Origin of the sequence: Streptomyces sp. NPDC047014 (genome assembly GCF_040644195.1) — a bacterium.
Lineage (GTDB): Bacteria > Actinomycetota > Actinomycetes > Streptomycetales > Streptomycetaceae > Streptomyces.
In genome coordinates, this window is the sequence record NZ_JBEYVX010000139.1 from 1 (window position 1) to 9,151 (window position 9,151).

6 protein-coding genes are annotated in these 9,151 nt (G+C 70.3%); 3 read left to right on the forward strand and 3 right to left on the reverse strand.

Going from position 1 to position 9,151, the window contains the following annotated elements:
• Positions 1-104: 104 nt before the first annotated feature.
• The 3 genes from ABZ873_RS32945 to dusB form a co-directional block, all read right to left on the reverse strand.
• On the reverse strand, positions 105-1,106 hold the full coding sequence (locus ABZ873_RS32945) for a winged helix-turn-helix domain-containing protein (protein ID WP_360880157.1): 1,002 nt from the start codon (positions 1,104-1,106) through the stop codon (positions 105-107).
• Positions 1,107-1,492: 386 nt separating this feature from the next.
• Positions 1,493-4,201, reverse strand: a complete 2,709-nt coding sequence (gene ppdK, locus ABZ873_RS32950) for a pyruvate, phosphate dikinase (RefSeq protein WP_360880160.1) — start codon at positions 4,199-4,201, stop codon at positions 1,493-1,495.
• A 364-nt stretch (positions 4,202-4,565) separates the two neighbouring features.
• Positions 4,566-5,708 carry a tRNA dihydrouridine synthase DusB gene (gene dusB / locus ABZ873_RS32955; RefSeq protein ID WP_360880163.1) on the reverse strand — a complete coding sequence of 381 codons (1,143 nt, stop codon included), beginning with the start codon at positions 5,706-5,708 and terminating at the stop codon, positions 4,566-4,568.
• Positions 5,709-5,759: 51 nt separating this feature from the next.
• Between dusB and ABZ873_RS32960 the strand changes: the two genes are divergently transcribed.
• The 3 genes from ABZ873_RS32960 to ABZ873_RS32970 all read left to right on the forward strand — a co-directional run bounded on the left by ABZ873_RS32960 (position 5,760) and on the right by ABZ873_RS32970 (position 8,984).
• Positions 5,760-7,208: an MFS transporter gene (locus tag ABZ873_RS32960; RefSeq protein WP_360880166.1), complete on the forward strand. Its 1,449-nt coding sequence runs from the start codon at positions 5,760-5,762 to the stop codon at positions 7,206-7,208.
• A 123-nt stretch (positions 7,209-7,331) separates the two neighbouring features.
• A complete protein-coding gene (locus ABZ873_RS32965) occupies positions 7,332-8,369 on the forward strand; it encodes an aldo/keto reductase (RefSeq protein ID WP_360880169.1) in 1,038 nt (345 codons plus the stop codon).
• 21 nt (positions 8,370-8,390) lie between these two features.
• Positions 8,391-8,984, forward strand: coding sequence for a TetR family transcriptional regulator (locus ABZ873_RS32970; RefSeq protein ID WP_360880172.1), 594 nt, complete (start codon positions 8,391-8,393; stop codon positions 8,982-8,984).
• Positions 8,985-9,151: the final 167 nt, after the last annotated feature.

The following is a 9,151-nucleotide window of genomic DNA, read 5'->3' on the forward strand; positions in this document are numbered from 1 at the left end:
GGCGTAGCCGCGCGTACCGTAACGAGGTCGAGTTGTCGATGGCTGCTGCCGCCTGCCTACCGATGGGCGAAGGTCACTGATAGCCCGCCGGGGCGCGGCCACGCTCAGGAGGCGACCGCCCCGCCCTTGAGCAACGCGGCCCCCAACGGCGTCACGGTATGCAGCACCGCGTTCCCCCGCCGCAGCGTGGTCACCAGCCCCGCCTCCCGCATCACGCACGCGTGCTGGCTCGCCGAAGCCAGCGAGACCCCGGCCCGGCGGGCCAGCTCGCTCGTGGTCGCGCCGTCCCCTATCGCCCGCAGCACCACCGACCGGGTGTGCCCGACCAGCTTGCCCAGGGTCCGCTGCCGCTGCTCCTCCACGGGCCGCCGCGCCGCCTCCCCGCCGCCCGGCGCGGAGGCGAGCTGCGCCGCGGCCGGATAGACCAGCACCGGCGGCAGCTCCGGATCGTGCAGGGTGACCGCCGTGCGCCGGCAGAAGAAGGACGGCTGGAGCAGCAGCCCGCGCCCCCGCAGCCGTACGTCCCGGTCCACCGGGTAGTCGCACTCCAGCACCGGCGCCCGCCAGCGCAGCATGGGCGGCAGCGAGTCCAGCAGCTCGTCGGCCCCGCCGTCGAGCAACGCGCGGCCGCGTGCCGCCCGTTCGGCTTCTATCTGGGCCTGGATATGGGTCCAGTACGGCTCCACGGCCGCCCGGTGGTAGGCGCGCAGCTCCCCCATCAGCCGGGGCAGGTGCTTGGCGCCGCCGTCCATGAACTCCCGCAGGCGCGGGGTCATCGGCGTACCGGCGGAGAGCAGCCGGAGCTCGCGCCGCATGCGCTCGGGACGGATCCCGCGCAGGGCGTCGAGCGCCACGTCCCATCCGTACTGCCCCTCCACAGGGGTCAGGAAATCCGGGAAATAACCGCGACTCGGTATGAGCATACCGAGGGTGCGTGTTTCACTATTCAACCTGCTCCGGGTTTCAGTACGCCATTCACCGAACAACCGGGCGTCACGCCGGTCTCTTAAGCGATGAAAGCTGAGAATCGTTTCCCACAACGCATCGGGACGCCCTGCCATCCGTACGCGTGCCAGGTCCACTCCAGTGAAATGGATACGCAGCACCGAACCCCCACCTGTGCAACCGCAATCCCCCCGCTCCATGAGTATGCACGCAGTCACACGTGGTCACCACGCCCTTTCAGCCACAGTTGAAACCCCTTTCGGCAGGGGCGTGACAACCGAAATCCTGTACTCCGCCGGGCACACTCCGGTGCGACCGAAACGCTCCGCGAAGGCCGTGGGGGGCTTTGCGGGGCCTGGCGGTCGGTCGCACCGGGAAGCGCCGACGTGCCCGGCAGAATGACAGCGGCGGTGGACGGGTGGGGATCCGTCCACCGCCTGCTGGCGTAAAGATTTGTTGAACAACAAAAAGAGGCGCGCCTGCCCCCGGGCAGTCAGGGAACCCGGGGACAGGCGCGGTCTATGGGGCCCCGCGAGGGGGCCGGGGCTCAGCGGCTGTCGCTGCCCTTGGACTCGGCGGCCGCACGGCCCGCCTCCAGGCGCGCCACCGGAATCCGGAAGGGCGAGCAGGAGACGTAGTCGAGGCCGACCTCGTGGAAGAAGTGGACGGACTCCGGGTCGCCGCCGTGCTCACCGCAGACGCCGAGCTTGAGGTCGGGGCGGGTGGCCCGGCCCTGCTCGACCGCGTGGCGCACGAGGGAGCCGACGCCGTCCTTGTCGATGGTCTCGAAGGGCGAGACCCCGAAGATGCCCTTCTCCAGGTACGCGGTGAAGAAGCTGGCCTCGACGTCGTCGCGGGAGAAGCCCCACACCGTCTGGGTCAGGTCGTTCGTGCCGAAGGAGAAGAACTGCGCGGCTTCCGCGATCTGGGCGGCCGTCAGGGCGGCACGCGGCAGCTCGATCATGGTGCCGATGGAGAGCTTGAGGCTGGTGCCGGTGGCGGCCTCGACCTCCGCGATGACCTGGTCGGCCTCCTCGCGGACGATCTCCAGCTCCTGGACGGTGCCCACGAGCGGGATCATGATCTCGACGCGCGGGTCGCCCTTGGCGTTCACGCGCTCGGCCGCGGCCTCCGCGATCGCCCGGACCTGCATGGCGAACAGACCGGGGATGACCAGGCCCAGGCGGACACCGCGCAGACCCAGCATCGGGTTCTGCTCGTGCAGCTTGTGGACGGCCTGGAGCAGGCGCAGGTCGTTCTCGTTGGCGTCCTTGCGGGACTCCGCGAGCGCGACGCGCACCGAGAGCTCGGTGATGTCGGGCAGGAACTCGTGCAGCGGCGGGTCGAGCAGGCGGACGGTGACGGGCAGCCCGTCCATCGCCTCGAACAGCTCGACGAAGTCGGTCTTCTGCAGCGGCAGGAGGGCGCTCAGGGCGTCCTCGCGCTCCCCGTCGGTGTCGGCGAGGATCAGGCGCTCGACCATCTCGCGGCGCTCGCCGAGGAACATGTGCTCCGTACGGCACAGGCCGATGCCCTGGGCGCCGAAGCGGCGGGCGCGGGAGGCGTCCTCGGCGTTGTCGGCGTTGGCGCGGACCCGCAGGCGGCGGACGCGGTCGGCGTAGGCCATGATCCGGTGCACGGCCTGGACCAGCTCGTCGGCGTCGTCGGCGCCGGCGTGCATGCGGCCCTCGAAGTACTCGACGACCGGGGAGGGTACGACGGGTACCTCACCGAGGTAGACCTTGCCGGTGGAGCCGTCGATGGAGACGACGTCGCCCTCCTCGATCACCGTCTCGCCGACGGTCATCCGGCGGCGCTTGGTGTCGACGTCCAGCTCCTCGGCGCCGCAGACACAGGTCTTGCCCATGCCGCGGGCGACGACGGCGGCGTGCGAGGTCTTGCCGCCGCGCGAGGTCAGGATGCCCTCGGAGGCGATCATGCCGTCCAGGTCGTCCGGGTTGGTCTCGCGGCGGATCAGGATGACCTTCTCGCCGGAGCGGGACCACTTGACGGCCGTGTAGGAGTCGAAGACGGCCTTGCCGACGGCCGCGCCCGGGGAGGCGGCGATACCGCGGCCGAGCAGCTCGGTCTTCGCGTTCTCGTCGAAGCGGGGGAACATCAGCTGGGCGAGCTGGGCGCCGTTGACGCGCTGGAGCGCCTCGGCCTCGTCGATCAGGCCCTGGTCCACGAGCTGGGTGGCGATACGGAAGGCCGCGCCCGCGGTGCGCTTGCCGACGCGGGTCTGGAGCATCCACAGCTGGCCGCGCTCGATGGTGAACTCGATGTCGCAGAGATCCTTGTAATGGGTCTCCAGCGTCTCCATGATCGTCATGAGCTGGTCGTAGGAGGTCTTGTCGATGCTCTCCAGGTCCGCGAGCGGCACGGTGTTGCGGATGCCCGCCACGACGTCCTCGCCCTGCGCGTTCTGGAGGTAGTCGCCGTAGACGCCCTGGTGGCCGCTGGCGGGGTCGCGGGTGAAGGCGACACCGGTGCCGGAGTCGGGGCCGAGGTTGCCGAAGACCATGGAGCAGACGTTGACCGCGGTGCCCAGGTCGCTCGGGATGCGCTCCTGGCGGCGGTAGAGCTTGGCGCGGTCGGTGTTCCACGAGTTGAAGACGGCCTCGACGGCGAGGTCCATCTGCTCGCGGGCGTCCTGCGGGAACTCGCGGCCGGCCTCCTTCGCCACGATCTTCTTGAAGGACGCGACGAGCTTCTTGAGGTCGGCGGCGTCGAGGTCGGTGTCGACGGTGACCTTCTTGGCGGCCTTGGCCTCGTCGAGGGCGTCCTCGAAGAGCTCGCCCTCGACGCCGAGGACGGTCTTGCCGAACATCTGGATGAGGCGGCGGTAGGAGTCCCACGCGAAGCGCTCGTCACCGGCCTGGGAGGCGAGGCCGGCCACGGACTCGTCGGAGAGGCCGATGTTCAGGACGGTGTCCATCATGCCGGGCATCGAGAACTTGGCGCCGGAACGCACGGAGACCAGCAGCGGGTCGTCCGACTGACCGAGCTTCTTGCCCATCGTGGCCTCGAGGGCCGCGAGGTGGGTGCTGACCTCGTCGCGCAGGTCGGCCGGGGCCGAACCGCTCTCGAGGTAGACCTTGCACGCCTCGGTGGTGATGGTGAAGCCGGGAGGGACCGGCAGACCCAGGTTGGTCATCTCGGCGAGGTTGGCACCCTTGCCGCCGAGAAGGTCCTTGAGGTCGCGGTTGCCCTCGGTGAAGTCGTAGACGAACTTCTGATCTTTGTTTTCCGACACGGGTCTCGACTCCTCGAGGCTCGGTGGCTGCCCTGACGGCCAGGAACATACCCAGATCGAAGGCTTCTGGGTACGTCCACTTGGTCGTCATACGGCTGTAACCACCCGTGCGCCAGCAGATCGAAAGTAACTCATGGGTAATCAGAAAGTAGGAAGAGCGTTCACCTCCCGAACGAAGGAGGCCGTTTCGGGGCCTGATCACGCTCGGATGAGCGATCATCGATCCATTTATGTTCAAGTATTGAACGCACAAAGGGTGGCACCCAGTGCCACCCTTTGAAAGTCTTACCCGTGACTTTGCCGCTCATCTGAGCGAAACCCTTCCCATGCGTGGCGTATATCACGCACCACGGAGGGCGATTTGTCAGCCTCCGGAGGTGTCCAGTTCCGCGTCCTCGCTCACACCGGCGCAGTCGTACGGGTCCTTCAGCCAGCCGTCCGGCAGGACAACTCGGTTGTTTCCGGACGTCCGGCCGCGCGGGCCGTCCGCGCTCTCGGGCCATGCTTGATCCAGATCGAGCTCGCTCAGATGAGCGTTCAGCTCGGCCAGGGAGGAGGTCACCGCGAGCTTCTTGCGCATCTCGGATCCCACCGAGAAGCCCTTGAGGTACCAGGCCACGTGCTTACGGAAGTCGATCACCCCGCGCGTCTCGTCGCCGATCCACTCCCCCAGCAGCTGGGCATGCCGGTGCATGGTCGCGGCGACCTCGCGCAGGGCCGGCTTGTGGAAGTCCTCCGGGCGGCCCTCGAAGGCCGCCACCAGGTCGTTGAAGAGCCACGGGCGCCCCAGGCAGCCCCGGCCGACCACCACGCCGTCGCAGCCGGTCTCGCGGACCATGCGCAGCGCGTCCTCGGCGCACCAGATGTCGCCGTTGCCGAGGACCGGTATCTCCGGGACGTGCTCCTTGAGCCGTGCGATGGCGTCCCAGTCCGCGGTGCCGCCGTAGTGCTGGGCGGTGGTCCGGCCGTGCAGGGCGATGGCGGTGACCCCCTCCTCGACGGCGATCCGGCCGGCGTCGAGGTAGGTGAGGTGGTCGTCGTCGATGCCCTTGCGCATCTTCATGGTCACCGGCAGGTCGCCGGCGCCGGAGACGGCCTCGCGCAGGATCGCCCGCAGCAGGTTCCGCTTGTAGGGCAGGGCCGAGCCGCCGCCCTTGCGGGTGACCTTGGGGACGGGGCAGCCGAAGTTGAGGTCGATGTGGTCGGCCCGGTCCTCCTCGACGATCATCCGGACCGCCTTGCCGACGGTCACCGGGTCGACCCCGTACAGCTGAATGGAGCGCGGCTTCTCGGTCGCGTCGAAGTGGATCAGCTGCATGGTCTTCTCGTTGCGCTCGACCAGGGCGCGGGTCGTGATCATCTCGCTCACGAACAGCCCCTTGCCGCCCGAGAACTCCCGGCAGAGGGTACGGAACGGGGCATTGGTGATGCCGGCCATGGGCGCGAGCACCACCGGGGGCTGCACGGTGTGCGGGCCGATCGCGAGCGGCGGGGGGAGCGTGGTCATCCGCCCATTGTCCCGCATGCCGAGGGTGTCGGGCGGACGTAGCATCGGCGCATGATCGAGCCGAGTCCCCGGCAGCGCATGCTCGTCCTGGCGATCTGCTGCATGAGCCTGCTCATCGTCAGCCTCGACAACACCGTGCTCAATGTCGCCCTCCCTTCGATGAGCCGTGAGCTGCACGCCTCGGTCGCGGGGCTGCAGTGGACCATCGACGCGTACACCCTGGTCATGGCCTCGCTGCTGATGCTGGCGGGCTCCACGGCCGACCGGATCGGCCGGCGCAAGGTGTTCCTCGCCGGTCTGGTGGCGTTCAGCGTCGGCTCCCTGCTGTGCTCGCTCGCCCCGAGCCTGGAATGGCTCGTCGTCTTCCGCATGGTGCAGGCGGTCGGCGGGGCGATGCTGAACCCGGTGGCGATGTCGATCATCACCAACACCTTCACCGATCCGGGCGAACGGGCCCGGGCCATCGGCGTGTGGGGGGCGGTGGCGGGCGTGTCGATGGCCGCGGGCCCGCTGGTCGGCGGACTGCTGGTGGACACCGTGGGGTGGCGCTCGATCTTCCTGATCAACCTGCCGATCGGGGTGGCCGCGCTCGCCCTGACCCTGCGCCACATCCCCGAGTCCCGGGCGGCCCGGCCGCGGCGCCCGGACCCTGTGGGGCAGCTGCTGGTGATCGCCCTGCTGGGCAGCCTGACGTACGGGATCATCGAGGGCCCGGCGGAGGGCTGGCGCTCGCCGCTGATCATGAGCTGCGCCCTGGTGGCCCTCGCCTCGCTCGTGTCCCTGGTGCTCTACGAGGCCCGGCGCGAGGAGCCGCTGATCGATCTGCGGTTCTTCCGGAGCGCTCCGTTCAGCGGCGCGACGGTGATCGCGGTCAGCGCCTTCGCGGGGCTGGCCGGCTTCCTCTTCCTGAACACCCTGTACCTCCAGGACGTACGGGGGCTCAGCGCGCTGGAGGCCGGGCTGTACATGCTGCCGATGGCGGTGCTGACCACGCTCTTCGCCCCGCTGTCCGGGCGGCTGGTGGCCAGCCGGGGGCCCCGGATCTGCCTGCTGATCGCCGGGTTCGCCATGGGCAGCAGCGGGCTGCTGTTCGCCCTCTTCGAGGCCGAGACGTCCACCCCGCTGCTGTTCACCGGGTACGTGCTCTTCGGGCTGGGCTTCGGCATGGTGAACGCGCCCGTCACCAATACGGCGGTCTCCGGGATGCCCCGCTCGCAGGCGGGGCTGGCCGCCGCCATCGCCTCCACCAGCCGGCAGACCGGCAGCACGCTGGGCGTGGCGGTGATCGGCTCGGTGCTGGCTGCGGGGCTGGCGGACGGCTCCGGCTTCTCCTCGGCGGCGCAGCCGGCCTGGTGGATCATCGCGGTGTGCGGGCTGCTGGTGCTCGTGGTGGGGGCGGCGACCAGCGGGAGCTGGGCACGGGGCACGGCGGAGCGCACGGCGCTCCGACTGGAGGGGCCGGTCGGGCCGCCCGCGGAGGCGGGCGCTCCGCGCGTCTGACCTGGCCGTTCGGGGATCTGGTGGGGTTCCAGTGGGGATCCGGCGTGGGATGAGCCCTGCGGTCAGCCACGCTAACGGGTGACAGATATTGAAATCTGTCACCCGTCATGCCATTCTCGTTGCATGACGAAAAACGAGAACACCACTCCGCAGACGCGCCTCGGCCGCACCGGCCCCTCCGTCTTCCCGATCGGGCTGGGCTGCATGGGCATGTCCGCCCTCTACGGCGAGGCGGACCGGGCCGAATCGCTGACGACCATCCACGCCGCCCTGGACGCCGGGGTGACCCTGCTGGACACCGGCGACTTCTACGGCATGGGCCACAACGAGCTGCTGATCAACGAAGCCCTGCGCACGGCCCCCGCCGAGGCCCGCGAGAAGGCGCTGACCAGTGTGAAGTTCGGCGCGCTGCGCACGGTCGAGGGCGGGTTCACCGGCTATGACGGCCGGCCGGAGGCCGTCAAGAACTTCCTGGCCTACTCGCTCCAGCGGCTCGGCCGGGACCACATCGACATCTACCGGATCGCCCGGGTGGACCCGGACGTGCCCATCGAGGAGACCGTCGGGGCCATCGCCGAGGCGGTCGAGGCCGGGCACGTCCGGCACATCGGCCTCTCCGAGGTCGGCGCCGAGAGCATGCGCCGGGCCGCCGCCGTGGCACCGATCGCGGACCTCCAGATCGAGTACTCGCTGATCTCGCGCGGTATCGAGGAGGAGATCCTGCCGGCCGCGCGCGAGCTCGGCATAGGCGTCACCGCGTACGGGGTGCTGTCCCGCGGCCTGATCAGCGGGCACTTCGCCCGGGACCGGGCGCTCGCCCCGGGCGACTTCCGCGGGATGAGCCCCCGCTTCCAGCCGGAGAACCTCGACCGGAACCTGGACCTGGTGGAGGCCCTGCGGAAGGTGGCCGAGGGCAAGGGCGTGAGCGTGGCCCAGACCGCCATCGCCTGGGTGCTCGCGCAGGGCCCGCGCCACGGGGTGGACATCGTGCCGCTGGTGGGTGCCCGGCGCCGGGACCGGCTGACGGAGGCACTGGGTGCCATGGCGATAACCCTGAGTCCCGAAGACCTGAACGCCATCGAGGAGGCCGTGCCGGCCGGGGCCGCGGCGGGCGAGCGCTATCCGGCGGCGCAGATGGCCCACCTCGACAGCGAGCACTGAGCTGGCGGTACGGTCGTACCCATGCCACCCGCTGCTGCCGAGCCCCTGACCCCCGAGCGCATCCTGGAGACCACCGAGGAGGTGCTGCGCCGCTTCGGCCCGACCAAGGCGACCGTGGTGGACGTGGCCCGCGCCCTGGGCGTCAGCCACGGCAGCGTCTACCGGCACTTCCCCTCGAAGGCCGCGCTGCGCGAGGCGGTCACGGACCGCTGGCTCGCGAAGAGCGTGGTCATGCTGGAGAGGATCACCTCCGCGCCCGCCGAGAGCGCCCCCTCCAAGCTGGAGGCGTGGCTGGAGGCGCTGTTCGAGGCCAAGCGCCACAAGGCCGGGGACGATCCGGAGCTGTTCGCGACGTACACGGTGCTCCTCGCCGAGAACAGCGGCACCGTGGACCAGCACCTCACGGAGCTGATCGAGCAGCTGACCAGGATCATCGCCCAGGGCGTGGCCGACGGTTCGCTGGCGGCGCCCGACGTACCGGCGGCGGCCCGCGCGGTGTTCGACGCCACCGGCCGCTTCCACGACCCGCAGTACGCGGCGGAGTGGTCCTCCCCCACGATCCTCACCGAGTTCGAGGCGGTCACCGCCCTGGTGGTCCGCGGCCTGCGCGCCTGATCCCGCCCGGCGCGGGCGGGGACGGAAAAAGCCGGTGGCCCGGCGCGCTGGGCGCGCCGGGCCACCCCGCCGGGGGGGGGGGGGGGGAGCAGCCCAGGGGGGGGCGGGCGGGGGAGGGCGGGGGATGGTGCAGGGGGTTCGGGAGGGGGGGGGGTTGGGGAAGAGTG

Excerpts from the sequence above, each read along its gene's own strand:
- ABZ873_RS32965 (WP_360880169.1), top strand. The coding sequence starts at position 7,332 with ATGACGAAAAACGAGAACACCACTCCGCAGACGCGCCTCGGCCGCACC.
- dusB (WP_360880163.1), bottom strand. The coding sequence starts at position 5,708 with ATGACCACGCTCCCCCCGCCGCTCGCGATCGGCCCGCACACCGTGCAG.
- ABZ873_RS32970 (WP_360880172.1), top strand. The coding sequence starts at position 8,391 with ATGCCACCCGCTGCTGCCGAGCCCCTGACCCCCGAGCGCATCCTGGAG.
- ABZ873_RS32960 (WP_360880166.1), top strand. The coding sequence starts at position 5,760 with ATGATCGAGCCGAGTCCCCGGCAGCGCATGCTCGTCCTGGCGATCTGC.